Source organism: Symbiopectobacterium purcellii (assembly GCF_019797845.1).
GTDB lineage: Bacteria > Pseudomonadota > Gammaproteobacteria > Enterobacterales > Enterobacteriaceae > Symbiopectobacterium > Symbiopectobacterium purcellii.
The window spans coordinates 2,109,286-2,133,221 of the sequence record NZ_CP081864.1; the positions used below are offsets into that span (position 1 = coordinate 2,109,286).

Consider the following 23,936-nt stretch of genomic DNA (forward strand, 5'->3'; position numbering starts at 1 on the left):
CAATCCCTCGGTTCACAAGCTATCCATCCTACTTCTCCATCGATGATGATGGATAGAGAAATTTACACATCACCGGCTGCTCGGCGTGGGAGATTGAGCGGCAACGTGAGCCAGTTGCTGGTAGCGCTTTCACTGCGACTGAATAACCGCCATCAATTGCTTGACCCATGATTTCGCTATCTCTGGTTCGGTGACGTTGGCAAATCCCATCAGCAGGCCGCCGTGCAGTGTGTTACACACTTGCCAGTGCGTGAGTGCCTGGATGGCGAGGCCGTTGCTTTGGGCCGCTGCCGCCAGAGACGTGTCACTCTGGCGGCCGGTCAGCTTTGCCAATACATGAATACCACCGGCTTGGGGCTGAATATCAATGCGTGAACCCAGTGTGTCTAACAGCGCATCGACCAGATAACCACGCCTCACGGCATACAGCGAACGCATCTTGCGCAGGTGGCGTGCGAAGTGACCTTGTTCCATAAAGTCGGCAACCGTTGCTTGGTTTAGCGTCGCGCCAGGGCCGCAAAGGTGATTCGCCATGTCCCTGAACCGCTCAACGTGCGACGCAGGGACAACCAGATAGGCAAGACGCAAGCCAGGGAACAGCACCTTGCTGAAGGTGCCGGTGTACAGCACGCGCTCGTCTCGATCCAGGCTTTTAAGCGGTGGCAATGGTCTTCCGTGATAGCGAAACTCGCTATCGTAGTCATCCTCAATGATCCACGCGTTGCGGCGCCGGGCCCACTCGAGCAGTTGTAACCGTCTCGGAAGTGACAGCGCTACGCCCATCGGACTCTGGTGTGTCGGTGTCACGATGGCAAAGCGTGCATCGGGATAACGCTGTTGTCCGATATCGACATTCAAACCCTCTTCATCGACGGGCACAGGCGTAAGACGCATACCTGCATGTGTTAAACACTGTCGTGCATAGCGGTAGCCAGGGTCTTCAAACCATCCAACATCACCAGAGCGCAGTAATGTGCGGCACACCAATTCCAGTGCGCCACGGTAGCCAACCGTGACAAACACCTGTTCGTGTGAGCAGGTGATGCCGCGCGAAATGGCGAGATAGGTCGCAATAGCGCGGCGCAGCGGTTCGTATCCCAATGGATCGGGATAGCTCATCGTGACCGCATCCAGCGTACGGAGATGGTGACTGGCCAAGCGGGCCCAGGTCTTGCGGGGGAAAGCATCCAGTGCAGGTAAACCAAGCTGGAAGGGAAGCGGCGCAGCGGTTGACGGTGTTCTTGGTGCCGAGTGTGTCTTTGCGGACGTTGTCGTGGTGCCGAGTACTGAACCGCCGAGGTTTTCCAGGTGGGGCGAGACGATCGTGCCAGCGGGCCCACGCGCCAAGAAATACCCCTCGCTGGTCAACATCTGGTAGGCCAACTCAACCGTGCCTCGGGCCACGTTCAGTTCACTGGCAAGGCTGCGCACGGAGGGCACGCGATCACCGGGACGCAGTTTTCCCGCCGCGATCACATCTCGGTAGCGACGATACAACTGCAAATAAATCGGTGCATCGCGATCGCGGCGTGGTTTCAACTGCTGAACATCCATTTTCTATGTCCTATTCATTTAATTGAATCTTGCACCTTTTAGATGGGGCATCATTTTCCTAAAGTGGCGGCCTTAAAACAAGGAAATCGACATGAGCACTTTTCGATTGAGCATTATTGCTAGCGACCATGACTACGTGGCCTGTTTTGCGGTCATGCGCGCGTTACGGCCCCACCTGACCGATGCTGCTGCATTTGCCGTCCAGGCCCGGCGCCAAGCAGAGCAAGGCTACCGCTTACTTGCTGCGTGGCAGGGCGATCAGGTCGCAGGGTTGGCAGGCTATCGTGTACAAGAAAATCTGCTGTACGGACGCTTTCTCTATATCGATGATTTGATCGCGATTTCCTGTGCCCGCAGACAGGGTTTAGGCGGCGTGCTGATCGGGGCGATGCAAGAGGAGGCGAGACGGCAAGGCTGCGGCCATCTGGTTCTCGATACCGCCTTGAGCAATGGATTGGCGCAACGCTTCTATTTCCGCCATGACCTATTGCCCAAAGGGCTGCATTTCAGCCAAGCGATATAGATGCTGCACTGCATAAATCAACGACTTTACCTGGAATATATTTCTATCGGAGATCTTTTATGAACACCCTTCGCTTGCCTTACCACACGCTTGCGCGTGAGGCTTACCACGGTTTCAGCCTCACCAAGAAAGCGTTGGACAACAGCCGTCTTGGAAAACAGCTCATTGAGTTGGTCTATCTGCGCGTTTCGCAGATCAACGGCTGTGCCTTTTGTCTGGAGATGCATGCAGCGGCTCTGCGTGCCGGTGGAATGCCGGATGTGAAGTTAGACAGTCTGGCTGGCTGGCTGGCGTGTTAGCGGCCAATTTAATGACCGCGAACGCGCCGCATTGGCATGGACTGAATCGCTCGTTGACGTGGCACACACGCATGCACCTGATGAGGACTTCGATCCACTTAAGATGCATTTTAGCGATGAGGAGATTGCCGATCTGAGTTTCGCCATCGCGTTGATGAGCGCTTTCAATCGTTTGGCGATCGGCATGCGTCAGTAGCTATACGCATTGGGTACAGGGGGGCGCGATAGGGGACTGGCGTTCACCCCCTCACGTTTCGTAGCAAATATTATAGGTATTACCCGTTCGTTCTATATGTGCAAATCCACGCTCGCCAAGGTGCATACCAGCAATAAGGAGTTTGTCCGAACTGACAATATCCAACAGTTTCGAGCGCGTGTCGGCTGCAAGTATCGGATCCTGGTCGAAGGCAATGGACACAGCGGGGTGGGGAATTTGAATGAGAGGAAAATGAACAATATCCACCCAAATCAGTAGACTACTATCTCTTGATTCAATCCGATAGCCAGAATGACCAGCAGTATGTCCCGGCAGAGGAACGGCACTAATTCCGGGAAGGATGTCGTTATTGGTAAATCTGCGCAGCCTTTTGCGATACTTATCGAACACCGTTTCGGCAAAGAGAAAGTTTCCCCGAGTCTGCGCACTGGCTCTGCTGAGGTTGCCAGCGTCCTGCCAGAAAGCCACTTCATTCTGATGGACGACTAACTCTGCATTGGGGAATGCTGCTTCCCCGAGCGAGTTAATCAACCCCCCGATATGATCAGGATGGGCATGGGTCAGAAGAATGGTGTCAATGTCGGAAGGCTGCACGCCTGTAAGTGCCAGATTCGCTTGCAGCGTGCCTCCCCACTGTTTAAATCCTCCTGCGCCAGCATCAATCAGGATCGTGTGGCCACGACCACGAATCAAGTAGCAATTAATGTGAATAGACGATGGGTCGTGAGCACCTGCGTTTTTCTGTAATTCGGATGCAGATATTGAATTTATATTTGAGAGTAAATCAAGGCTCGCAGAAAGGTATCCATCACTGATGGCTGTTATTGTGAAGTCGCCAATTTGATGACCTGGGAGTGTTATTTCATTCATAATTGTATTCTTGCCCGACTTACGTGCCTGGGTTCCTTGTATTGATGTTTAGTCATGATAGAACCCTAAAAACAGCTTATAAATCGAATTTTTGGTATGATTCAGTGACAAAAAATCATGCTTAGCCGCCATGCAGGCATAAACCAGGAACACTCATGCGTCGGAAGCTCCCTATCAACACTTCACTCATGGCATTCGAGACTGCGGCTCGTCATGGCAGTTTCGCGCGCGCGGCAGACGAATTGTCTCTCACTGAAGGCGCTATCAGCCGCCAGATCGGCCGTTTAGAAACATTCCTTGGCGTTAGGTTGTTCGAGCGAATCGGAAATCGGGTCAGGCTCCTCCCCAACGGGGAGCGCTACGCGGATCAAGTTCGTGAAGTGCTCGAACGCTTGGAGCGGGATAGTGTGTATCTGATGGGGCAGCCTCACGACAGCGCAAGTTTGGATATTGCCACCATCCCGACATTTGGGATGCGATGGCTTATTCCTCGCTTGGAACGATTCCAGCAGAAACACCCGAACATTACCGTGCACCTTGCCGAGCGGATGGAACCCTTCGTCCTGGCAGGAAGCGGATTCGATGCGGCCATCCATTTCGAACATGCCGCTTGGACGGGAATGCATACGCACCGCCTGTTGAGTGAGATCATGGTTCCGGTGTGTCGCCCAGACCTTGTAGAAAAAAACCGTGGGACAGTTACCCTGGACAGTTTACCGCGCCTACACCGACGACAGAATTCCGATGCATGGCAACGTTATGCCCAGGAGACAGCAATCCCGCTGACCAATCCCGCGAGGGGGGCGCGCTACGACCTGCATGCGATGTTGATCGAGGCTGCATTGGCAGGTCTCGGCGTTGCTCTAGTCCCGCGCCTTTACGTTGAAAAAGAACTGGCGCAAGGCCAGTTGGTTGCGCCTTGGCCAGATGGAAAAACCATTTCCAAAACGTTCTGCCTTATTCTTCCCGCGTCTATCGAATTGAGCAGTGAGCCACTACAGGCCTTTGCTCGATGGATCCTGGACGAAGCGGATCGTGGTTGAGTCGTGAGACTATGTGATTTATTCAGGTCGCATCCGCCGTCAGGCAATCGGTAAAGGTGGCAAGAAAGTCCGTTAACCATTCCGCCTGCACGCGTCCTCCCAGTCCAGGGCGATGCACCAGATAATAAGCCGCGCCGGTTTTCACCGTTTAGGTAAACGGCATCACCAGCCGCTGCCGACGGATATCTTCTGCCACCAACGTCACATCCGCCATCGCGATGCCAAAGCCTTGAATCGCCGCACTGATGGCTAAGTCCATGGTGTCGAACTGTTGATTGCGGCGCATGACCGGTTCGTTAATGCGATGTGTCTTTAGCCACAGTTTCCAATCACGTTGGTCATGGGTGGGATGCAACTGTGTCAGACGTGTCAGTTGGTCCGGCAACAATGTCGTTTGCCCGGCAAGCAACAGATGGGGGGCCATTACCGGCGATAGCACTTCGTCGAACAATTTACTGTAATAGTGACGCGGTGCGCCATCCGGTGCGAATACCACCGCGACATCAAAATCTTCATGACGAAAATCGATGCCGTGTTCTGTGGTGGTCGTTAGCGAGACATGGATATCCGGTCGTCGCTGTTCCAGCATCATCAAATGAGCCACTAACCAGCGCATGGCGCAGGTGGGGGCTTTCATGCGAATGGAACGTCCCTCCTTCACCCGGTTTGTGACCCGAAACAGTTGCTCAAAAACGTCGCGCACTTCCGGTAACAACTGACTGCCTTGCGACGTCAACCGTAAACCACGGGCATGACGTTGAAATAACGAGAAACCCAACCAGGCTTCCAGCGATGCGACCTGCCGACTGACTGCCCCTTGCGTGACGAAAAGTTCCTCCGCAGCTCGGGTGAAATTGAGGTGACGCGCCGTCACCACAAAAGCGTGCAATGCATTCAGCGGTGGGATGCGATTATTCATGGTCATGCACACGCTCCGTCAGACATCCATAAGAAAATCGATTACATAACTATGCAGATAAAGTCGCGCGGCGCTAAGCCTGATTTTTCAAGGGAAATGGCATCGACTTTCCCTGTTTAAGGTTACGTCTCAGCACTCGGCACATTATCGTATTGCTTCCATTGCTATAAATGGCGAACTCGAGCCATGCGTTTTTTCATGGCTATTATGACAACAATTCGATTGTAGTACTACCGGTAGAAACGTTTGATGCATGAATAGTTATTCATCAAAAACCAATAAACTTTAGCAGGCTAGGCTTCACTGGCGTACCGTTCGTATACAAGCTGGTCTGCTATGGCATTTAACGGAGACTCCATGCCGATTCAAACCCCGGTGCAGTTCAGTTCTAAATTACCGGATGTGGGCACGACGATTTTTACTGTTATCGGTCAGTTATCCAGCCAGTACCACGCCATCAACCTTTCTCAGGGAGCGCCCAGTTTTCCCTGTTCTCCCGAACTGATCGCCGGGGTAACGCGTGCCATGAGTTTGGGTCATAACCAGTACGCGTCGATGTCCGGACTGGTATCGCTCAAAGAAGTGGTCGCGGAGAAAGTCAAACGATTGTACGGCCAGCACTACGACGCCGGGCGGGAGGTAACCATTACCGCCAGCGCCAGCGAAGGGCTGTATTCGGCGATTTCCGCGCTAGTACATCCCAGTGATGAGGTGATTTATTTTGAGCCGTCATTTGATAGCTATGCACCCATCGTCCGGTTGCAAGGCGCAGCGCCCGTGGCGCTGAAACTCGCCGTACCGAGCTTTACCATCAATTGGGATGACGTGCAGGCTGCCATCACCCCGCGCACCCGCATGATCATTCTCAATTCGCCGCATAATCCGAGCGGCCAGGTGCTAGGCGCTGACGATTTGGCGCAATTGGCGCGACTGACACACAACACCGATATTGTGATCCTTTCTGACGAAGTGTACGAACACGTGGTGTTTGACGGTCAGCGTCATCACAGCATGGCGACGCACAACGAACTGGCATCACGTAGCGTGATTGTCTCATCGTTCGGTAAAACGTTTCATGTCACTGGCTGGCGAGTCGGTTACTGCCTGGCTCCCGCCGCGTTGATGGACGAGATCCTCAAAGTCCACCAGTTTATGATGTTTTCCGCCGACACGCCGATGCAATACGCCTTTGCGGAGTATATGGCGGACCCGGCAACCTATCTGTCGCTCGGAACGTTCTATCAACATAAACGCGATCTACTGGCGAGTGCCTTGCAGAACGGTCCATTTGAATTATTGCCCTCCGCCGGCTCATTCTTCATGTTAGCGAGCTTTGCCAATTTCAGCGACGAAAGTGACAGCGACATAGTAAAACGATTGATTGTCGAGCTCGGGGTGGCGACTATCCCGCTGTCGGCGTTTTACACCGACGGCACCGACAATAAATTGATTCGTCTGTCGTTCTCGAAAGATGACGCGACGTTGCTGGCGGGGGCGAAAGCGCTGTGTCAGGCGGCGGAGCGCCGGTGATAAACGTGGTTGTGCGCGATGTGTATTTGGTGCATGCATGGTGTGATGTTGATAGCGGTTTAAAGACTACTCATTGATTTACCGGAGATCGTTCCAGATATGAAAAAATTAAATATATTGATGTTATCACTGGGTTTACTGTCCTCCTCTATCGTGCTGGCGCAGACCGAATTGCGTTTTGGGCTGGAGGCAGAATACCCGCCGTTTGAAAGCAAAAATACCAAGGGCCAGTTGGAAGGTTTCGATATCGATCTGGGTCATGCCATTTGTGAGGCGGGCAATTTCAAATGTACCTGGGTTGAAACCTCATTTGATGCTCTGATTCCGTCGCTACAAGCTAAAAAGTTCGACGCCATCAACTCTGCGATGAACATCACCGAAAAGCGTAAGGAAGCCATAGACTTTACCGTGCCCATTTATCGCATTCCGACCCAACTGCTTGGCAAGCCCGACACAGGTCTGGCTCCGACGCCAGAAGCGCTGAAAGGCAAGAATATCGGCGTATTGCAGGGATCGATTCAGGAAGTTTACGCGAAGGCGCATTGGGAGCCGAAAGGGGTTACCGTGACCGCTTACAAAGACCAGAATTTGGCCTATGAAGATCTGGCAGCAGGCCGCCTGGACGGCACGCTGGTGATGGCCGCAGCGGGACAATCTGGTTTCTTGGATAAACCGGAAGGCAAAGGTTTTGGCTTTATTGGTAAGGCCGTGGACGACGCGACTATTCTCGGTAGCGGCATCGGTTTCGGCCTGCGTAAAAGCGACACGGCGTTGAAAGTGGAATTGGATAAAGCGATTAAACAGGTGCAGGACGACGGCACGGTTGAGAAACTGGCGAAAAAGTATTTCCCTGGTTTTGATGTACGGGTGCAGTAACCTACGCTTTTGCGCGGCTTTCCGTTAGCGCGCCAAAAAAAACAACAAGGCCTGCGCGATTGCGTGGGCCTTGTTGTTGGCAACGACTTTCTAATAAACCGGGAATATTAATACATTAACCGAATTGGCAAAGGCAATACTTCACATGGCTCTATAAATCGCAATTTATTATCGGCCGTGTAGATATTACCAAAGCGCAACAGATTGCAGTCTGCTTGTGTGATTTTGAGAAAGCAAAGCAAAAAAATGTCTTTGACAGGAAATAAACTGCATGAGAGGCTTTATTTTATCAGTATTATTCATTTGTTTTATCCAGATTAAGTGATAATAAAAATATTCACCTATAGCTACAACTATTTTATACCCTAAGTGATTCGGGTGAACGGGTGCAGTCAGTGCATCTGTAACTTGGAGCATGACAGGTATATAGCATTTTAAATGATGGCTTTTTATTACACAGGGTCAATAATAATGAACACTGTTAGCCGTATTATACTCTTTTTATTTTTCATGATCTCTGCTGTTTTCTCCGCGCAGGCTTATCCCGAACGACCCATTCGCTTTATTGTGCCGTTTAATCCCGGTGGCGGCCAAGACATCCTTATTCGGCATATTACGCCTAAAGTCAGTAATATCCTCGGACAGCAGCTTGTGGTAGAGAATCGACCCGGTGCGGCTGGTACATTAGGGGCATTGGCGGTTGCTAATGCAAAACCTGATGGTTATACCATCGGGTTGGGGAGTTCATCGACCCATGCAGCGAACGTGTCACAGATAGCGGGGCTTTCCTACAACCCGGTCACGGATTTTGAACCCGTGGCACTGTTGGCCGAATTTATTTCACCGTTGGTGGTCACTGCGAGTTTACCGGTTAATTCGGTTGATGAGTTGATCCAATTGCTGAAAGCAAATCCGGGTAAATACAATTACGCTTCTGCAGGGCAAGGTTCACCCACGCGATTCAAAGCCATCTTGTTTAATCAAATTGCAGGCGTTAATACCGTCGAAATCCCTTACAGTGGTTCCGCTCCTGCGCTGGTGGATCTTGTGGCTGGTCGCGTTGCATTAATGTTTGATGGTATAGCGGCAACGGCGCCTTTGGTGAAAGCGAATAAATTGAAGATACTGGCTATTTCCTCTCCGCAGCGTCTTCCGGAATATCCCACGATACCGACATTGGATGAACTCGGCATCAAAGGGATCAATGCTAATGCCTGGGCAGCTGTCTTTGCGCCTGCGGGGACACCTCAGCCCGTGGTGGAAAAACTTAATGCAGCCTTTAATCAGGCAATTAATGATCCGGCTATTCGCGCTAAATTGACCGAGCTTGGCTATCAACCCTATGGAAATATAGCGTCACCAGCATTGCGTGATTTTGTGAAGAGCGAAATTGCTGAATGGGCACGCTTATCGAAACTGGCGGGTATTGAAGCAAAATAATCGTGATGGCGGGATAACGATTTACCCTGCTGATATCACGTTCTCGTGGGGCTTTTCGGAAGCGATTGATGATGTCTGATAAGTCATTATTGTATACGCGTGACGATACCGTGTCGGGCGGGTTTTTACTGCTTATCGGTGGCGCTGCAATGACGATGGCGATCCTCAAATACCCTTTAGGAAACGCATCGCAAATGGGGCCGGGCTATGTTCCCGCGCTTCTTGGCGGATTGCTTGCTCTGTTGGGTTTTATTATTGCATTGCGAGGCACGTTAAGTCAGGTTTGGAAAACCGATAAATTTCATTCGGCTATGCGTCCGCTGTTTTTTATTCTCGGTGTGATTATCCTGTTTGGATACATCATCAGCGTCGCAGGGGTGATTGTTTCCAGTGCGTTGGCTATTGCTGGCGCCGCACTGGGTACGCGAGAAACTCGAACCAAAGAAATTATTATTCTAGCGATTATTATGGCCGGGCTATCGGATATTTTCTTTGTAAAAGTTCTCGCTATTCCATTTAACGAGTGGCCTCTGTAATGAGTGAATTATTTAACGGTTTTGCCAGCGGTCTTGATGCCGTATTCACCCTGAATAATCTCTTCTATTGTTTTCTCGGCGCCCTGTTAGGGACATTTGTCGGCGTCTTGCCCGGTGTTGGGCCTCTGGTAACGATTGCACTGTTGCTGCCGTTCACTTTTTTACTCGATCCCAGTGCTGCGCTGATTATGTTAGCGGGGATTTATTACGGTTCTGCCTATGGTGGCTCTACCACGTCAATTTTGCTCAATATTCCAGGTGAAACCTCATCGGTAATTACCTGCCTCGATGGCCATGCGATGGCGCGGCAAGGCAGGGCAGGTCCAGCACTGGCTATCTCTGCAATTGGCTCATTTTTCGCAGGCAGTGTTGCGACGATCATTATCGCACTCTGTGCGCCGCTACTGTCCTCTCTGGCATTACTTTTTGGACCTGCTGATTATTTCTCCTTAATGCTGCTTGGCCTTGTCGGTGCGATTGTTCTGGCACAGGGATCGTTGCTTAAGGCGTTTGCGGTAATGGTGCTAGGGATGCTACTCGGATTGATGGGGGTTGATGTCAACTCCGGGGCGGTGCGTTATACCTTTGGCATTATCCAACTCACGGACGGTATCAGTTTCGTTGCGCTGGCGATGGGACTGTTTGGTATCAGCGAAATTATCCGTGTGGTTTCCCTTCGGGAACAAGCTACGGGTAACGTTATTCCCCATGGGCGCGTTTTGCTAAGCCGTGACGATCTCCGTCAATCGGCGGGACCTGTGTTACGCGGTACGCTGATTGGCTCGTTGTTTGGACTGCTGCCAGGTGGCGGTGGGGCGCTGGCAACGTTCTGCTCGTATACGGTAGAAAAAAAGGTGTCGGCAAATCCTGAGCAATTTGGTCACGGCGCGATTGCCGGTGTCGCGGGGCCTGAGTCCGCAAATAATGCGGCGGCACAAACGTCGTTTATTCCCTTATTAACGCTGGGTCTCCCCTCCAATGGTACGATGGCTTTGATGGCGGGGGCGATGATGATCCACGGTATTACTCCTGGCCCACAATTTATCACGGACCAACCCACTCTGTTCTGGAGTGTGATTGCGAGTATGTGGATTGGCAATATCATGCTGCTGGCGCTTAATCTGCCACTGGTTGGGGTATGGGTACAATTATTGCGAATTCCCTATCGGCTACTGTATCCGGTTATTATCATGTTCTGTTGCATTGGTATATACAGTGTGGCAAGCAGTTCATTCGATATTTTTACGGCGGCGCTATTCGGACTGATTGGATTTGCGTTGGTGGCATATGATTACGAGCCTGCCCCCTTACTGATGGGCTTTATTCTCGGGCCGTTGATGGAGGAGAACCTACGTCGGGCCATGATGATGTCGCGAGGGCGTTATGCCATTTTCATCGAAGAACCCATCAGTCTCTGTTTGCTGCTAATGGCATTGGCGTTGCTAGCGATCACCGTACTCCCTTCGATCAAAACAAAGCGTGAGCATATTTTTACTGAATGATGACGCTTGCGGCCTGTCGGTGGTGCATGCGCGATAGGCGTTATCCACCCCGGTTTTGAACAGTGCACCGCCATACCCGGAAAGCAGTTACGATTCTGAAGTATAAAATCGAACGCACTATGTTGCTGAAGTCGAGGCCCAGTAGTTATTTCAGCCCGATCGTGTTATTACGCTGTGATAGCGTGAGACATGATGAAAACATAAAATCCACGCAACTGCGTGGATTTTATGAGGTTTTGTGGCCTTTATGCGATGCATTGATATCGCATGAGACAATAGAATCAACTTAGACGTTAAACAAGAAATTCATCACATCGCCATCTTTAACTATGTATTCTTTCCCTTCAGAACGCATTTTCCCTGCTTCTTTCGCGCCTTGCTCACTTTTGTAGGTGATGAAGTCTTCATACGCGATGGTTTGGGCGCGGATAAAGCCTTTTTCAAAGTCGGTATGGATTTTACCGGCGGCCTGTGGGGCAGTAGCGCCGACAGGGATGGTCCAGGCGCGCACTTCTTTTACGCCTGCGGTAAAGTAGGTTTGCAGGTTAAGCAATTCATAACCGGCGCGAATCACGCGGTTCAGGCCCGGTTCTTCCAGCCCCAACTCTGCCATGAATTCGTCGCGATCGGCGTCATCCAGTTCGGCAATGTCTGATTCCACCGCAGCACAAACCGGGACAACCACAGAACCCTCACTGGCAGCGATTTCACGTACTCGATCCAGGTAGGGGTTGTTTTCAAAGCCATCTTCATTGACGTTAGCGATATACATGGTGGGCTTGAGCGTCAGGAAGCTCAGGTAACGAATGGCCGCTTTCTCTTCAGCATTCAGATCCAGGGCGCGCAACATTCCCGCTTTTTCCAACTGCGGCAGACATTTTTCCAGCGCGGCCTGTTCAATTTTGGCGTCTTTGTCACCGCCTTTGGCTTTCTTCTGCACGCGGTGCAGTGCACGTTCGCAGGTATCGAGATCCGCCAGCGCCAGTTCGGTGTTGATGGTATCGATGTCGTCAGCCGGATCAACTTTGCCCGCAACGTGGATAATGTTGTCGTTTTCGAAGCAGCGCACTACGTGACCGATCGCTTCCGTTTCGCGGATGTTAGTCAGGAATTGGTTACCCAAGCCTTCACCTTTGGATGCGCCTTTTACCAGACCTGCGATATCAACAAACTCCATCGTGGTGGGGAGAATACGCTGCGGCTTAACAATCTCGGCCAGCTTGTCCAAACGCGGATCGGGCATCGGCACCACGCCAGTGTTGGGCTCTATGGTGCAAAACGGAAAGTTGGCCGCTTCGATACCGGCTTTGGTCAATGCATTGAACAGCGTAGATTTACCCACGTTAGGCAGCCCAACGATACCGCATTTGAATCCCATACTTTTATCACCTTAAATAGCTTATCAATCAGATGATTGTGGTTTGTCATCTGAACAAATAAATACGTTAGCGCCGATTATACACGGAATGGCGCATTAACTCGAACCGCCTGCGCGCGAATATCACTTTACGCAGGTTTATAGGCGTGCAGTCGATTCATTGCTTTTACCATATCGTCTTTCAGCAAAATCTCGGTGCAGCGAATGGCTTCGTCGATCGCGCCGTCGATCAGCGTCTGCTCACTGGCGGGCGGTTTGCCCAGCACAAAACCGGTAACCTTACTTTTATCGCCGGGATGGCCGATACCAATGCGCAAACGGTGAAAATTAGGGTTGTTCCCTAATTTGCTCATGATGTCTTTCAAGCCGTTGTGTCCGCCGTGTCCACCGCCCAGTTTTAGTTTGGCAACCCCCGGTAAAAGATCCAGTTCATCGTGCGCCACCAGAATTTCATCCGGTTGGATGCGGTAAAAAGTTGCCATTGCCGCCACCGCTTTACCACTGAGGTTCATAAAGGTGGTTGGCACCAGCAGACGAACATCGTGGCCAGCCAGCGTGAGGCGTGCGGTATAGCCAAAGAATTTGGCCTCTTCCTTAAGCGATTGCCGATAAACCTCAGCTAACTGGTCAACATACCAGGCACCGGCATTGTGGCGCGTGGCGGCGTATTCGGCTCCCGGATTCGCCAATCCGACGATCAATTTGATACTGCTCACGTTAAGTCCCAGATTTTGCGTCTTATGACGCCCGATAACAGAAAGTCAAACGCGTAGTTTACACAGGTGTAGGGCAGTGAAAAAGCCTTCAGCAGGTTGTTTGTCGTGCGTTCGATGGGCATGCAGCAGAAAATGGTTGGAAACGATTTACTTTTGCAATAATTCAATTTCGTTATTAATTATATTCGCACTCTGTCAGCACTAAATGTAAAAAAACGTTTCTACACTTGCTTATCTGTGATCGCCTACGCAATACCTTATTGCCTACAGCGTCTATAATTACATCAGAACAAGGACGGTTACGTAGCATTTTCATTTTTCCGAACGGTCACGTATTTTACCTGACCCTTACAGGAGGTGACAGATGAAACGCAAAAATGCTGTCATGCTAGGCAACGTATTTATGGGTATCGGTATGGTGTTAATGGTCGGGGGGATCGCCTTCACCATTATCAGCCAATTACCGGAGCTAAACTTACCCGCCTATTTTACCTATTTCGACCTGATGGCCATCTTCGCTGGTGCCATGACCTGGTTGGTTGGGGCGCGCATTGGCGGACGTGAAGCCGTTGCCGATCGCTATTGGTGGGTGAAGCATTTCGATAAACGCTGCCGCCGCCAGCAACCGCATTCCTGATAATACCAGACGCCTGCCTGTGCGGCAGGCGTTGGGATACTTTCTGCTGCAGAAAGTATCTGCTTTGCACGCTTATCATATTCCTCCTGCGGTAATAGACCCGATAATAATTATCGCCATTGTTCATCAGCAATATTATTGTCGCGCTGAACAGTATTATGTCCAGCAGGTAAACGTACCCATACGATAATAAAAAACGCCACCCGAAGGTGGCGTTTTTTATTAATAACACATTGACAACAGAAATGGACGCTGTTGATTAATGCTCAAACATGGCAGAAATAGACTCTTCGTTGCTGATGCGACGAATAGCTTCTGCCAACATGCCCGAAAGTGTCAGCGTGCGCACGTTAGGCTGTGCTTTGATATTTTCCGAGAGCGGAATGGTATCGCAGACGATCACTTCATCAATCACCGAATTCTTGATGTTGTCATACGCATTGCCAGAGAAAATCGGGTGAGTGGCATAAGCAAAGACGCGTTTGGCACCGCGTTCTTTTAATGCTTCTGCCGCTTTGCACAGTGTGCCACCGGTATCGATCATGTCGTCGACCAGAATACAGTCGCGCCCAGCGACATCACCAATGATGTGCATCACTTGAGAAACGTTGGCGCGCGGACGACGCTTGTCGATGATCGCCATGTCAGTGTCGTTCAGCAGTTTAGCAATAGCACGTGCGCGCACAACGCCACCGATATCCGGAGAAACCACAATCGGGTTTTCCAGATTCTGCTGCAACATGTCTTCCAGCAGAATGGGGCTGCCGAAAACGTTATCGACCGGAACGTCGAAGAAGCCTTGAATCTGTTCTGCGTGCAGGTCCACGGTCAGGACACGGTCAACCCCGACGCTTGACAGAAAGTCAGCGACCACTTTGGCGGTGATCGGCACACGCGCAGAACGCACACGTCGGTCCTGACGAGCATAGCCGAAATAGGGGATAACGGCGGTAATACGTCCCGCTGACGCGCGGCGTAGAGCATCGACCATCACAACCAGCTCCATCAGGTTGTCATTGGTTGGTGCACAGGTGGACTGGATGATGAAAATGTCGCCACCACGAACGTTTTCATTGACTTGCACGCTGACTTCACCGTCGCTAAAGCGACCTACAGCGGCGTCTCCCAGGCTGGTGTATAAACGGTTGGCAATACGTTGCGCTAGTTCGGGGATAGCGTTACCAGCAAAAAGCTTCATATCAGGCACGAGAAGAACCTCAGGCTTGCGTCCAGAGAAATATTGTACCCGGTGTCTCGAGGGCGTTGCGAGGCAGCGGGTAAAATATGCATACGGGTGTATGAGTTAAGCGTTGAACTTAAGGCATAAACCCGCCATACGGGGTAAAAATGTTTTCAACGCTTAACGTTGCCCAGAAAGCACACGGTGCAGCGGCGAGGTATTCACGCCACGCGCAACAAAACCGTTTAGCGTTTCCGGGGCCTGGTCAAGCACCTGACGGGCGGCGGATTCGGTGTCGAATTCGGCAAACACACAAGCTCCCGTTCCTGTCAGGCGCGCCGGTGCGTATTCTAGCAGCCAAGAAAGTCGCTGTTCAACCTCGCGAAAACGTTTTCTTACGGTAGATTCACAATCATTGACGAAGGTCTGTTTTTGTAGCTCATCTAATGTGCGTACCGGTGTGTTGCGCGGTAAGTCAGGATCGCCAAATACCAACGGCGTCGGAATGGTGACGCCAGGGTGCACCACCAGATACCATTTTTCCGGCGGCGAAGCGGGTGTCAGTATCTCCCCAACGCCTTCGGCAAAGGCGGCATGCCCACGCACAAATACCGGCACGTCTGCGCCTAATCGTAATCCCAACTGCGCCAGCGTGTCCTCATCAAGGCCGCATTGCCACAGGTGATTCAACGCAACCAACACCGTCGCGGCGTTGGAAGAGCCACCTCCCAAACCGCCGCCCATGGGCAGGCGTTTATCGATAGCGATAGCGGCACCGTTATAGGCGAGTGCGCGGCCCTGCTCATGGCAGTAGGCCTGTAACAGGCGTGCTGCGCGCACCGCCAGATTGGTGTCGTCAGGTACGCCGGGCAGCGGGGTGAGTAGCTGGATAACGCCGTCGTTGCGTAACTTGATGTCAACCGTGTCGCCATAGTCCAGAAACTGAAACAGCGTTTGCAACAGGTGATAACCGTCGGCACGCTGACCGGTGATATACAGAAACAGGTTGAGTTTGGCCGGGGATGGCCAGTGCGTTAGCTGTGACACATCACTCATGCTTATTGCACCGTCCAGTTATTCATTTTCAGCTTGATGCGTTGCTCGCCTTGCGTCAGTTCCAGGGCGTTGGGCAGCGTGGGCGTGACGCTATCATCGTAACCGAGGTATTTCACTTCCCACGTCAAGCCGTTTTGTACCAGCGTTGCCGTACTGAGTCGCGCGTGCTCATCCAGCGTAAACTGCTGCGCATCTCCCGGCAGGCCAATCATCCATTGGCGCAGATTGGTCAACGGAATACGCATTCCGGTCAGTTGAGACAGCATGTACTCGGCATCTTTGCCGATATAACGTTTGCCTTGTCCATCGGTGATTTGAATGCCATCAGGCTGCGCGCGCAGTTCCAACTCTGTGCCGCCAAACGGGTTAGTCAGCAGCAGGCGGTAGCGCTGCGCAGAGGACTCTTGCCAGAAAAAGTTGGCTGAAAGTTTCTTGCTATCGGAGAGATAGGCAAATGCGCCACGCGTCTGATACTGGCTTAATTGTTGTACCTGCTGCTTATGTTGCAACCAGGCTGGAGAGTCCGACGTTGCATTGGGACCAGAGGGTTTGGTCAGCGTACAAGCAGTCAGCAGTAAACTGGCTAAAGGCAGGAGACGTAAGGCGCGGGCGGTGTGACTTAACATGTTGCATGTATCCTATTAAGGGTAGATAACCCCGTCATCATGTCGAATGGATACAGTGTGCCATGCGTTGCAAGCGATGCCCAGCGGCAATGTATGGCAGATAAAAAGCAATGCGGCACGCAATACCAACTACATCAATAGAGGTACTTCGCGCCGCGTCGCTTTTCATGCTGCGCAGCATCAAGTAGAATGCCCCTACTCGAAGACCATACTAATGTCGGCATTACTCTTGACGGCGTTTATTCAAGAATGACCCAATGACCCTGCTTGCGCTTGGCATCAACCACAAAACCGCTCCAGTATCACTAAGGGAACGTATCGCGTTTTCCCCTGATGCGCTGGGCGATGCTTTGCACAGCATGCTTGCGCAGCCGCTGGTGCAGGGCGGGGTTGTGCTGTCTACCTGTAATCGGACTGAGCTGTATCTCAGTGTCGATGAGCGGGAGAACCAGCGCGAACAGGTGGTCGACTGGCTGTGCCAGTTCCACCACCTGCACCCTGATGAACTGAAAAACAGCCTCTACTGGCATCAGGATAATGCGGCGGTTAATCACCTGATGCGTGTTGCCAGCGGATTGGATTCGTTGGTGCTGGGCGAGCCGCAAATTCTTGGGCAGGTAAAAAAAGCCTTTGCTGAATCCCAACGCGGTCACTCGCTCTCCAGTGAGTTGGAACGCTTGTTCCAGCGCTCGTTCTCAGTGGCAAAACGGGTGCGCACGGAGACGGATATCGGTGCCAGCGCGGTGTCGGTGGCGTTTGCTGCCTGCGCGTTGGCGCGGCAGATTTTTGAATCACTGGTGGGGGTTACCGTGCTGCTGGTCGGTGCGGGAGAAACCATCGAACTGGTGGCACGTCATCTACGTGAACATCAGGTGAAACGCATGGTGATTGCCAATCGCACCCGCGAACGTGCGCAAGCCCTTGCCACAGAAGTGGGTGCAGAAGTGATCACGCTGGGCGAACTGGACGATTATCTGGCACAGGCCGATATCGTGATCAGCTCCACCGCGAGTACGTTGCCGATTATTGGGAAAGGCATGATGGAACGGACGCTGAAAGCGCGACGCAACCAGCCCATGCTGATGGTGGACATCGCCGTGCCACGCGATATCGAACCGGAAGTGGGTAAGTTACCCAACGTCTATCTGTACAGCGTAGACGATTTGCATGCCATCATTCAGCACAACATGGCGCAGCGCCAGGCTGCGGCGGTGCAGGCTGAATCCATCGTGCAGCAAGAATCTGCCGATTTTATGGCCTGGATGCGTGCGCAATCTGCGGTAGAAACCATCCGAGAATACCGTTCACAGGCAGACGCGATTCGCGCGGAGATGACGGCGAAAGCGCTTACGGCCATTCAGCAAGGCAATGACGTCGAAGCGGTGCTGGACGCGTTAACCTCGCGTCTTACTAACCGCCTTATTCATGCGCCTACCACCGCGTTGCAGCAGGCTGCCCGCGATGGCGACTTGAACCGATTACACATTTTACGCGACAGCCTTGGGCTGGACTAGCACCCCTCCATTCTTAGTTGACAGGAATTAACCGCACGCATGAAGCCTTCTATTGTTGCCAAACTGGAAGCGTTACAAGAACGTCACGAGGAAGTACAAGCCCTGCTGGGTGAGCCGAGCGTTATCTCTGATATGGAACGCTTTCGGGCCTTATCTCGCGAATATGCCCAGTTGGCGGACATCACGCGCTGTTTTCAACGCTGGCAGCAGGTGCAAGAAGACAGCGAAACCGCAGAATTGATGCTGGACGATGCGGAAATGCGCGATATGGCGCAAGAAGAATTAAAACAGTTGAAAATTGATGGTGAAGCGCTGGAACAGCAGCTTCAGGTGCTGTTATTACCCAAAGATCCGGACGATGAACGCGGTTGCTTCCTTGAAGTGCGTGCTGGGACCGGCGGTGATGAAGCGGCGCTGTTTGCTGGCGATCTGTTTCGCATGTACAGCCGTTATGCCGAATCGCGCCGCTGGCGGGTGGAAATCATGAGCGCCAGCGACGGTGAGCACGGCGGCTATAAAGAAGTGATCGCCAAAGTGAGTGGCGATGGCGTCTATGGCCAGTTGAAATTTGAGTCGGGCGGCCACCGCGTGCAGCGCGTGCCTGCCACAGAATCGCAGGGGCGTATTCATACTTCAGCCTGTACGGTTGCTGTGATGCCCGAGGTGCCCGAAGCGGAAACCCCTGATATCAATCCGGCCGATTTGCGTATTGATACCTTCCGCTCCTCCGGTGCCGGTGGTCAGCACGTTAACACCACCGACTCAGCCATTCGTATCACCCACTTACCGACCGGGATTGTGGTCGAATGTCAGGATGAGCGTTCCCAGCACAAAAACAAGGCGAAGGCCATGTCGGTGCTGGTAGCACGCATACGCGCGGCAGAAATGCAAAAACGTCAATTGGAAGAAGCGTCGACACGCCGTAACTTGTTGGGCAGCGGCGACCGTTCCGATCGTATTCGTACGTATAACTTCCCGCAGGGGCGCGTGACCGATCACCGCATTAACCTGACGCTTTACCGACTGGATGAAGCGATGGAAGGCAAGATGGATATGTTGATCCAGCCCGTGGTGCAAGAGTATCAGGCCGATCAGTTGGCTGCGCTGTCCGAGCAGGAATAATGGATTACCGCACCTGGGTGGCGACGGCGTTACAGCAACTGGTACACAGTGAAAGCCCGAAGCGTGACGCTGAAATTCTGCTGGAACACGTCACGGGTAAAGGACGCACGTTTTTGTTGGCGTTTGGCGAAACCCGGCTTGATGACGCACAGCTTCAACGCCTGTCGGCGCTGCTGACCCGTCGCATCAACGGTGAGCCAGTAGCGTATTTGACGGGAGAACGTGAGTTTTGGTCTCTGCCACTGGCTGTCTCATCGGCAACGCTGATTCCTCGCCCCGACACGGAATGTCTGGTGGAACAGGCGTTGCAGTGCATGGCACAGTTTACTGTACCGACGGTGCTGGATTTGGGCACAGGCACTGGGGCGATTGCGCTGGCTTTGGCGAGCGAACGCCCGGACTGCAGGGTGACCGGGGTTGACGTTCAGCCGGATGCCGTGGCATTGGCACAACGCAATGCGACAACGTTGCAATTGTCTAATGTGCAATTTCTGCATGGCAGCTGGTTTGAGCCCGTGGCACCCGCGAGCTTTTCTCTGATTGTGAGCAACCCGCCTTATATCGACGCCGAAGATACCCATTTGCGTGAAGGGGATGTGCGCTTTGAACCGCTTAGCGCGCTGGTGGCTGCCGAAGGTGGGTTAGCTGATTTACGTTGGATTATTCAACAGGCCCCGCAACATTTGAAAAATACGGGCTGGCTGCTGTTAGAACACGGTTGGCAGCAAGGCGAAGCGGTGCGACAGTTGTTGTCACAGCGCGGTTTTGAACAGGTTGCCACCTGTCGCGATTATGGCGGCAATGAGCGCGTGACGCTGGGGCAGTGGCTAGCGGCAGAGGGAGAAGCATAATGTCGTACCACGCCGTTGTTCTCACGCTGCACGTGCTGGCCGCTGTGGTCACGCTCTGCCTGTTTGTAACGCGTTTTTATTGGCTGTGTCGCCACTCTCCCACGTTGCAACAGCGCTGGGTCAAAGTCGTACCGCACATTAACGATACGCTACTGTTAGCCAGCGGTATTGCCCTGATCGTTATCAATCGCTTTTATCCTTTCTCTGCGCAAGAAAGCTGGCTGACGGCGAAGCTGTTTGGCGTTATCATTTACATTTTACTGGGACACATCGCGCTGGGTCGACGCCAACGTAGCCTGAGTCTGCGCTGGGTGACGTTTATCCTTGCTTTGATGTGTTTCTTTCTGATTGCACAGGCAGCAATCACTAAACTCGCATTTCTGATGGAATAACTATGAGTTCTATTGCGGATTTTGAATTCAATCAGTCGCCGTTAAGTGAAGGGGTTATTTTAGTTTCACAGAGAGTGCGAAGTGACTTCTCCGCCCTGAATGTACGCAAGAAACTGCAACAGTTGGTCGATGAAGCGCATAAAGCCATTCCCCGCGATCTGGACCAGGATCAACAATTGGAGATGTTGTTGACGCTGTTCTACGGCACTTGGGGATTTGGGGGAGCCGGTGGCGTTTACCGTTTATCCGATGCGCTGTGGTTAGATAAGGTACTGGAATCCCGTCAGGGGATGCCGGTATCGCTGGGGATTGTGTTTCTGCATATTGCTCACGCTTTGGATCTCCCCATGATGCCTGTGATTTTTCCGACACAGTTGATCCTGCGCGCGGACTGGATGGATAACGAGATGTGGCTGATCAATCCGCTCAATGGCGACACCCTGAGTGAGCATGTGCTGGATGTGTGGCTTAAAGGTAACATTGGCCCGTCGACGCAACTGATGGATGAGGATCTGGACGAAGCGGAAAACGTGCTGATTGTGCGCAAATTGCTTGATACGTTAAAAGTGGCGCTGATGGAAGAGAAGCAGATGGAGCTTGCGCTGCAGGCCAGCGAGGCTGTGTTGCAATTTGACCCAGAAGATCCCTATGAAATTCGCGATCGCGGCTTGATCTATGCGCAATTGGACTGTGACCATATCGCCGTGTCTGATTTAAGCTACTTCGTGGAGCAGTGCCCTGAAGATCCGGTCAGCGAAATGATCAAAGTGCAAATCCATTCGATAGAGCAAAAACATATTGTATTGCACTAACGCGTTTTTTTAATGTTAATCACTCCGATAAGGTAACAGCATGAAGAACAAAGTGGTCAAGGTTGGTGATATTCCTGTTGCCAACGACGCGCCTTTTGTCCTGTTTGGCGGTATGAATGTGCTTGAATCGCGCGATCTCGCCATGCGTATTTGCGAACATTACGTCACCGTCACGCAAAAACTGGGCATTCCCTACGTGTTTAAGGCCTCATTCGACAAGGCTAACCGCTCCTCCATTCACTCTTATCGTGGACCGGGTCTGGAAGAGGGCATGAAAATCTTCCTGGAACTGAAACAGACCTTCGGTGTGAAGGTGATAACAGATGTGCACGAAGCACAGCAGGCGCAAGCTGTCGCCGACGTGGTGGATGTGATCCAGCTACCGGCATTTTTGGCCCGTCAAACCGATCTGGTAGAGGCGATGGCGAAAACCGGCGCGGTGATCAATGTGAAAAAACCGCAGTTTATCAGCCCGGGACAAATCGGCAATATCGTTGACAAGTTCAAGGAAGGTGGCAACGAGCAGGTTATTTTGTGCGATCGTGGCAGCAATTTTGGTTATGACAATTTGGTTGTGGACATGTTGGGTTTCAACGTCATGAAGCAGGTGTCTGGTGGCTGCCCGGTGATTTTTGACGTGACTCACGCATTGCAGTGTCGCGATCCGTTCGGTGCTGCCTCCGGCGGTCGTCGTGGTCAGGTTACTGAGTTGGCTCGTGCTGGCATGGCGGTTGGGTTGGCTGGGTTGTTTATTGAAGCGCATCCGGACCCGGCTAACGCGAAGTGCGATGGCCCGTCTGCATTGCCGCTGAATAAACTGGAACCCTTCTTGCAGCAAATGAAAGCAATTGATGACCTGGTCAAACAGTTCCCTGAACTGGATACCAACAACTGATTGTCCGCTGTTCGCTATCCCCGTTAAACACAGATTCCCGCCTTGGCGGGAATCTGTCACTTCAGCAAAAAAAATTCCAGCACGCTCTTATTTATACAGATCCGCGCTGATGGTCATATTGCTGCCTTTATTAAACCACTGCTTGGTAATGTGGTAGTACTTGGCACCTTTGTCGGCGGCACGTTTTGCCACGGCTTCTGACACATCAGTCGTTCCGTTGAAGTTGCCCCGGAAGGTTATCGAGTCGAAGGGGGTCATCTGTGCAGCGGTGGCCTTGTTCACTTCCTGAATACTTTTGCCATCGGCCAAATTCACCGTATAGCGTCCACCTTTAGATGTCTGCGTTTCGTAGAAATTACCCACGTTACGGCTCGGGCTGCCAGACATGGCAACACCTGGGATTTCCACTTTCGCCGCCGCTTCACCACCCGCGGCAAGCGCAGCGAGACCCGCGTCAGAATCGGCGGGGATAACATCGGTGCTCTGCACAACGCGCTTGGGCGCATCGGCTTTATAGACGTAAGCGGTGATCTTCTGGTTAGTGCCGGTGCTGTTGATATCGACCTGACGCACGATAAAGAACGAGGCTGCATTCTTTTCTTTAGCGGCTTTGGCGATGGCGGCATTGATGTCCGGCTGGGTAGAGAAATACCCGCTGACCGATACGGTATCAAACGGCTCAAGATGGTAAGCATCATATTGTGGCAGTTCGCGAATGCCATCGAAGGTGCGCTGTGCCGGAGTGGCATCGGCTTTTGGTGCCTCTTTATGGTACAGATCGACGTAAACCGTCTGACTGTTGCCTCGGTTTTTCTCGTTGATCGCCTGAATGTAAAACGCATCAGCACCGGCTTTGTCAGCACGTTTTGACGCTTCAGCCACCGCATCAAAAATGGCATCAAACCGGCCACTAAACGAAATTCGATCGAACGGTTTTACCGCAGCAGCCTGCTCTGGTGTCAATTCCTGTGCCGCGTGGGCAGAAAAAGCCGCGAGAGAGAGGAGGGTAGACGCGATAACGCGGGTCTTCAGCTTCATAAAAAATCCTTTCGCCTGACGCAGGGAAGTTGCGACATAAAACGTCATCACCTGATGACACAACGTGGTGCCGATTATGGCACGTAATCAGCGCGTTCGCCTCAGCATTTTATCTGGCGGCGGTGTATCGTCAGGAGGGAAAGCATTCGTGGCACAAAAAAGGGAATAATACCCATTAATGATAATTTGCATGCGATAAGTGAGATTTATAAGGATTGTCGCTAATAACAACCTTGTAACAAGCGAGTTTTGTGAATTACCGCTAAATACGTTTTGGAAGATAATGATAAAAACAAGGTAGATAGCGGCGGCTTTTCTCCTGAATTTGAGCCATTCGCCGAAGTTTGCTAAGCATTTGCAGGAAAGTGATTTTATATATGGATCATCGATCACATTTTCAGTAGGTTATA

The 23,936-nt window shown here is 52.0% G+C and carries 22 protein-coding genes and 2 pseudogenes; 15 read left to right on the forward strand and 9 right to left on the reverse strand.

Annotated features, from left to right (window positions below; translation table 11 throughout):
- Positions 1 to 129: 129 nt before the first annotated feature.
- Positions 130 to 1,554, reverse strand: coding sequence for a MocR-like pyridoxine biosynthesis transcription factor PdxR (gene pdxR, locus K6K13_RS09745; protein ID WP_222160610.1), 1,425 nt, complete (start codon positions 1,552 to 1,554; stop codon positions 130 to 132).
- 91 nt (positions 1,555 to 1,645) lie between these two features.
- Between pdxR and K6K13_RS09750 the strand changes: the two genes are divergently transcribed.
- The gene (locus K6K13_RS09750) at positions 1,646 to 2,077 is read left to right on the forward strand and encodes a GNAT family N-acetyltransferase (protein ID WP_222160611.1); all 432 of its coding nucleotides are present in this window, start codon (positions 1,646 to 1,648) and stop codon (positions 2,075 to 2,077) included.
- A gap of 59 nt (positions 2,078 to 2,136) precedes the next feature.
- Positions 2,137 to 2,572: pseudogene (locus K6K13_RS09755) on the forward strand (carboxymuconolactone decarboxylase family protein).
- A gap of 51 nt (positions 2,573 to 2,623) precedes the next feature.
- On the opposite strand, the gene K6K13_RS09760 reads toward K6K13_RS09755, so the two are convergent.
- Positions 2,624 to 3,463, reverse strand: coding sequence for an MBL fold metallo-hydrolase (locus tag K6K13_RS09760; protein ID WP_222160612.1), 840 nt, complete (start codon positions 3,461 to 3,463; stop codon positions 2,624 to 2,626).
- A 155-nt stretch (positions 3,464 to 3,618) separates the two neighbouring features.
- Here K6K13_RS09760 and K6K13_RS09765 point away from each other — a divergent pair, with 155 nt between their 5' ends.
- On the forward strand, positions 3,619 to 4,506 hold the full coding sequence (locus K6K13_RS09765; RefSeq protein WP_222160613.1) for a LysR substrate-binding domain-containing protein: 888 nt from the start codon (positions 3,619 to 3,621) through the stop codon (positions 4,504 to 4,506).
- 22 nt (positions 4,507 to 4,528) lie between these two features.
- On the opposite strand, the pseudogene K6K13_RS09770 reads toward K6K13_RS09765, so the two are convergent.
- Positions 4,529 to 5,425 (reverse strand): annotated as a pseudogene (locus K6K13_RS09770) (LysR substrate-binding domain-containing protein).
- A gap of 357 nt (positions 5,426 to 5,782) precedes the next feature.
- Between K6K13_RS09770 and K6K13_RS09775 the strand changes: the two are divergent.
- The 5 genes from K6K13_RS09775 to K6K13_RS09795 all read left to right on the forward strand — a co-directional run bounded on the left by K6K13_RS09775 (position 5,783) and on the right by K6K13_RS09795 (position 11,309).
- On the forward strand, positions 5,783 to 6,955 hold the full coding sequence (locus K6K13_RS09775; RefSeq protein WP_222160614.1) for a methionine aminotransferase: 1,173 nt from the start codon (positions 5,783 to 5,785) through the stop codon (positions 6,953 to 6,955).
- A gap of 99 nt (positions 6,956 to 7,054) precedes the next feature.
- Positions 7,055 to 7,831: a transporter substrate-binding domain-containing protein gene (locus K6K13_RS09780; protein ID WP_222160615.1), complete on the forward strand. Its 777-nt coding sequence runs from the start codon at positions 7,055 to 7,057 to the stop codon at positions 7,829 to 7,831.
- A gap of 471 nt (positions 7,832 to 8,302) precedes the next feature.
- Positions 8,303 to 9,271, forward strand: coding sequence for a Bug family tripartite tricarboxylate transporter substrate binding protein (locus tag K6K13_RS09785; RefSeq protein WP_222160616.1), 969 nt, complete (start codon positions 8,303 to 8,305; stop codon positions 9,269 to 9,271).
- Between the two features lie 68 nt (positions 9,272 to 9,339).
- A complete protein-coding gene (locus tag K6K13_RS09790; protein WP_222160617.1) occupies positions 9,340 to 9,807 on the forward strand; it encodes a tripartite tricarboxylate transporter TctB family protein in 468 nt (155 codons plus the stop codon).
- Positions 9,807 to 11,309 carry a tripartite tricarboxylate transporter permease gene (locus K6K13_RS09795; protein ID WP_222160618.1) on the forward strand — a complete coding sequence of 501 codons (1,503 nt, stop codon included), beginning with the start codon at positions 9,807 to 9,809 and terminating at the stop codon, positions 11,307 to 11,309. The genes K6K13_RS09790 and K6K13_RS09795 overlap by 1 nt, the downstream gene beginning before the upstream one ends.
- A gap of 286 nt (positions 11,310 to 11,595) precedes the next feature.
- Here K6K13_RS09795 and ychF read toward each other — a convergent pair whose 3' ends face one another.
- Positions 11,596 to 12,687 (reverse strand): redox-regulated ATPase YchF, encoded by a 1,092-nt coding sequence (gene ychF, locus K6K13_RS09800; protein WP_222160619.1) that lies wholly within the window; start codon positions 12,685 to 12,687, stop codon positions 11,596 to 11,598.
- A 128-nt stretch (positions 12,688 to 12,815) separates the two neighbouring features.
- The gene (gene pth / locus K6K13_RS09805) at positions 12,816 to 13,403 is read right to left on the reverse strand and encodes an aminoacyl-tRNA hydrolase (protein WP_222160620.1); all 588 of its coding nucleotides are present in this window, start codon (positions 13,401 to 13,403) and stop codon (positions 12,816 to 12,818) included.
- Between the two features lie 364 nt (positions 13,404 to 13,767).
- Between pth and ychH the strand changes: the two genes are divergently transcribed.
- The gene (gene ychH, locus K6K13_RS09810) at positions 13,768 to 14,040 is read left to right on the forward strand and encodes a stress-induced protein YchH (protein ID WP_222160621.1); all 273 of its coding nucleotides are present in this window, start codon (positions 13,768 to 13,770) and stop codon (positions 14,038 to 14,040) included.
- Between the two features lie 259 nt (positions 14,041 to 14,299).
- Here ychH and prs read toward each other — a convergent pair whose 3' ends face one another.
- From prs to lolB, 3 genes are all read right to left on the reverse strand, one after another.
- Entirely contained in the window at positions 14,300 to 15,247 is a 948-nt protein-coding gene (prs, locus tag K6K13_RS09815) for a ribose-phosphate diphosphokinase (RefSeq protein ID WP_222160622.1), read from the reverse strand.
- Between the two features lie 153 nt (positions 15,248 to 15,400).
- On the reverse strand, positions 15,401 to 16,276 hold the full coding sequence (ispE, locus tag K6K13_RS09820) for a 4-(cytidine 5'-diphospho)-2-C-methyl-D-erythritol kinase (RefSeq protein ID WP_222160623.1): 876 nt from the start codon (positions 16,274 to 16,276) through the stop codon (positions 15,401 to 15,403).
- 2 nt (positions 16,277 to 16,278) lie between these two features.
- Positions 16,279 to 16,902 carry a lipoprotein insertase outer membrane protein LolB gene (gene lolB, locus K6K13_RS09825; protein WP_222160624.1) on the reverse strand — a complete coding sequence of 208 codons (624 nt, stop codon included), beginning with the start codon at positions 16,900 to 16,902 and terminating at the stop codon, positions 16,279 to 16,281.
- A 257-nt stretch (positions 16,903 to 17,159) separates the two neighbouring features.
- Between lolB and hemA the strand changes: the two genes are divergently transcribed.
- From hemA to kdsA, 6 genes are read left to right on the forward strand one after another with little or no spacing between them, the layout of a single operon-like run.
- Complete coding sequence (gene hemA / locus K6K13_RS09830; RefSeq protein ID WP_222160625.1) at positions 17,160 to 18,416, forward strand: glutamyl-tRNA reductase; 1,257 nt, start codon at positions 17,160 to 17,162, stop codon at positions 18,414 to 18,416.
- Between the two features lie 39 nt (positions 18,417 to 18,455).
- The gene (prfA, locus tag K6K13_RS09835) at positions 18,456 to 19,538 is read left to right on the forward strand and encodes a peptide chain release factor 1 (RefSeq protein ID WP_222160626.1); all 1,083 of its coding nucleotides are present in this window, start codon (positions 18,456 to 18,458) and stop codon (positions 19,536 to 19,538) included.
- On the forward strand, positions 19,538 to 20,389 hold the full coding sequence (prmC, locus tag K6K13_RS09840; RefSeq protein ID WP_222160627.1) for a peptide chain release factor N(5)-glutamine methyltransferase: 852 nt from the start codon (positions 19,538 to 19,540) through the stop codon (positions 20,387 to 20,389). The genes prfA and prmC overlap by 1 nt, the downstream gene beginning before the upstream one ends.
- Positions 20,389 to 20,781: a SirB2 family protein gene (locus K6K13_RS09845; RefSeq protein ID WP_222160628.1), complete on the forward strand. Its 393-nt coding sequence runs from the start codon at positions 20,389 to 20,391 to the stop codon at positions 20,779 to 20,781. Before prmC ends, K6K13_RS09845 begins: the two co-directional genes overlap by 1 nt.
- A 2-nt stretch (positions 20,782 to 20,783) precedes the next feature.
- Positions 20,784 to 21,593 carry an invasion regulator SirB1 gene (gene sirB1, locus K6K13_RS09850; protein WP_222160629.1) on the forward strand — a complete coding sequence of 270 codons (810 nt, stop codon included), beginning with the start codon at positions 20,784 to 20,786 and terminating at the stop codon, positions 21,591 to 21,593.
- Positions 21,594 to 21,633: 40 nt separating this feature from the next.
- The gene (gene kdsA, locus K6K13_RS09855; RefSeq protein WP_222160630.1) at positions 21,634 to 22,488 is read left to right on the forward strand and encodes a 3-deoxy-8-phosphooctulonate synthase; all 855 of its coding nucleotides are present in this window, start codon (positions 21,634 to 21,636) and stop codon (positions 22,486 to 22,488) included.
- An 87-nt stretch (positions 22,489 to 22,575) separates the two neighbouring features.
- Here kdsA and ydgH read toward each other — a convergent pair whose 3' ends face one another.
- Positions 22,576 to 23,526 (reverse strand): DUF1471 family protein YdgH, encoded by a 951-nt coding sequence (ydgH, locus tag K6K13_RS09860; RefSeq protein WP_222160631.1) that lies wholly within the window; start codon positions 23,524 to 23,526, stop codon positions 22,576 to 22,578.
- Between the last annotated feature and the right edge of the window lie 410 nt (positions 23,527 to 23,936).

Bases quoted from the DNA above. Each gene is read 5' to 3' on its own strand.
- pdxR (WP_222160610.1), bottom strand. From the start codon at position 1,554: ATGGATGTTCAGCAGTTGAAACCACGCCGCGATCGCGATGCACCGATT.
- K6K13_RS09750 (WP_222160611.1), top strand. From the start codon at position 1,646: ATGAGCACTTTTCGATTGAGCATTATTGCTAGCGACCATGACTACGTG.
- K6K13_RS09760 (WP_222160612.1), bottom strand. From the start codon at position 3,463: ATGAATGAAATAACACTCCCAGGTCATCAAATTGGCGACTTCACAATA.
- K6K13_RS09765 (WP_222160613.1), top strand. From the start codon at position 3,619: ATGCGTCGGAAGCTCCCTATCAACACTTCACTCATGGCATTCGAGACT.
- K6K13_RS09775 (WP_222160614.1), top strand. From the start codon at position 5,783: ATGCCGATTCAAACCCCGGTGCAGTTCAGTTCTAAATTACCGGATGTG.
- K6K13_RS09780 (WP_222160615.1), top strand. From the start codon at position 7,055: ATGAAAAAATTAAATATATTGATGTTATCACTGGGTTTACTGTCCTCC.
- K6K13_RS09785 (WP_222160616.1), top strand. From the start codon at position 8,303: ATGAACACTGTTAGCCGTATTATACTCTTTTTATTTTTCATGATCTCT.
- K6K13_RS09790 (WP_222160617.1), top strand. From the start codon at position 9,340: ATGATGTCTGATAAGTCATTATTGTATACGCGTGACGATACCGTGTCG.
- K6K13_RS09795 (WP_222160618.1), top strand. From the start codon at position 9,807: ATGAGTGAATTATTTAACGGTTTTGCCAGCGGTCTTGATGCCGTATTC.
- ychF (WP_222160619.1), bottom strand. From the start codon at position 12,687: ATGGGATTCAAATGCGGTATCGTTGGGCTGCCTAACGTGGGTAAATCT.
- ychH (WP_222160621.1), top strand. From the start codon at position 13,768: ATGAAACGCAAAAATGCTGTCATGCTAGGCAACGTATTTATGGGTATC.
- ispE (WP_222160623.1), bottom strand. From the start codon at position 16,276: ATGAGTGATGTGTCACAGCTAACGCACTGGCCATCCCCGGCCAAACTC.
- lolB (WP_222160624.1), bottom strand. From the start codon at position 16,902: ATGTTAAGTCACACCGCCCGCGCCTTACGTCTCCTGCCTTTAGCCAGT.
- hemA (WP_222160625.1), top strand. From the start codon at position 17,160: ATGACCCTGCTTGCGCTTGGCATCAACCACAAAACCGCTCCAGTATCA.
- prfA (WP_222160626.1), top strand. From the start codon at position 18,456: ATGAAGCCTTCTATTGTTGCCAAACTGGAAGCGTTACAAGAACGTCAC.
- prmC (WP_222160627.1), top strand. From the start codon at position 19,538: ATGGATTACCGCACCTGGGTGGCGACGGCGTTACAGCAACTGGTACAC.
- K6K13_RS09845 (WP_222160628.1), top strand. From the start codon at position 20,389: ATGTCGTACCACGCCGTTGTTCTCACGCTGCACGTGCTGGCCGCTGTG.
- sirB1 (WP_222160629.1), top strand. From the start codon at position 20,784: ATGAGTTCTATTGCGGATTTTGAATTCAATCAGTCGCCGTTAAGTGAA.
- kdsA (WP_222160630.1), top strand. From the start codon at position 21,634: ATGAAGAACAAAGTGGTCAAGGTTGGTGATATTCCTGTTGCCAACGAC.
- ydgH (WP_222160631.1), bottom strand. From the start codon at position 23,526: ATGAAGCTGAAGACCCGCGTTATCGCGTCTACCCTCCTCTCTCTCGCG.